The organism is Idiomarina sp. UBA4206 (genome assembly GCF_002383015.1).
Classification (GTDB): Bacteria; Pseudomonadota; Gammaproteobacteria; order Enterobacterales; family Alteromonadaceae; genus Idiomarina; species Idiomarina abyssalis.
Map to the genome: position 1 here is coordinate 1 of NZ_DFTS01000015.1, position 1,353 is coordinate 1,353.

Here is a 1,353-nt window from a genome sequence, read left to right on the forward strand (position 1 = left end):
ATCGGCTTTATTTGCCAACGGACCATGGCCGGGAATAATCACGGTGTCATCGGTAATACGGTTCAACAACTGCTCCACATTTGCGATATAGCCATCCACGTCTCCGCCACTTTTCAGATCAATAAACGGGAAACGTTTATTAAAGAACAAATCGCCCGGATGCAATACGTTCGCATTTTTAAACCATACCGCGCTGTCACCGTCAGTATGACCGTTTGAGAGGTGGAAAACGTAAATGGTGTCATTGTTAAAGTGGAAGGTAATGGCAGAGTCAAAAGTAATGGCCGGCAGACCCGTTTCGCTAAAGCTGTCGTCGTTACTTAAGCGCTCACGCACATGGTCATGGGCAAAAATGGTCGAGCTTTGGTTGTTCGCGAACCACATATTGGAGCCGACATGGTCGCCGTGGAAGTGCGTGTTCAGAATATAATGAACTTCTTCACCGCTTAACTCCTGAATTTTTTCCGCAATACGCTCTGCTACCTGAGTGTATTGGTCATCGACCAGAAACACGCCATCGTCACCTGATGACATCAGCATATTCCCGCCGGCTCCGGTCAGCATGTAAATATTGTCGGCTACTTCATTGTGTTCAATGGTTACATCTTCGAAACGGTCAGCCGCAGCGGGTAAAGCAAAGGCTGCCATTAAACCGCTGATTAAAAGTTTACGCATGGGGTCTTTCCTCGTTTGTGTTTTTATTACTGATATAGGTTACTTATTCAACAAGCGCAAAGATCAAAAGAGAAAATTCAGGTTACCGAATGGTGAATATTTTGTGACACTTTTGTGTTGTCACAATCCTGTCATGCAGGCGTCTTAGTCTGCTCCCGACTTAAATCATAACTGGACAACATCCAAGTCGGGAGAACCCAATGAAATTTAATACTTTATTCAAAATCTCTGCAGTTACAGCAGCCTTATTTTTAGCTGGTTGCGGCGGCGATATTAATGTTACCCCAACGGTGAATAACAATGGCGGATCTGATGCTGGCGGCGATACGGGCGGTGGCGACAGCGGCTCATCAAACCCTTGTGCAAGCTATGCAGACATTCAGGGTGAGTACGACGGTCAGGACTGTTCTTATGATACAGACTTTGCCAGTGCAACCATTGAAATAGCTGAGGACATTACTTTTGAAGAGTTGCCTGACGGCGGTGTTCATGTGTTTGATGGTGCTCTGCAAATTGGTGAAGACTGCGACACCACAACCGATTGTGAAATTAATCAAAATGGCCCGGTCATGACGGTTGAACCTGGCGCGGTGCTGGCATTCACTTCTGGCGAAGCCATTATTCAGATTGCTCGTGGCGCTCAGTTGAACGCTATCGGTACTTTCGACAAGCCGGTTA

1 protein-coding gene and 1 pseudogene are annotated in these 1,353 nt (G+C 46.5%); one reads left to right on the forward strand and one right to left on the reverse strand.

Annotated features, from left to right (window positions below; all coding sequences use genetic code 11):
- Window positions 1-675: MBL fold metallo-hydrolase (locus B3180_RS03275; protein WP_286843049.1), on the reverse strand; the 675-nt coding region annotated here is incomplete at its 3' end.
- A gap of 200 nt (window positions 676-875) precedes the next feature.
- On the opposite strand from B3180_RS03275, the pseudogene B3180_RS03280 reads away from it, so the two are divergent.
- Window positions 876-1,353: pseudogene (locus B3180_RS03280) on the forward strand (hypothetical protein); the annotation flags it as partial.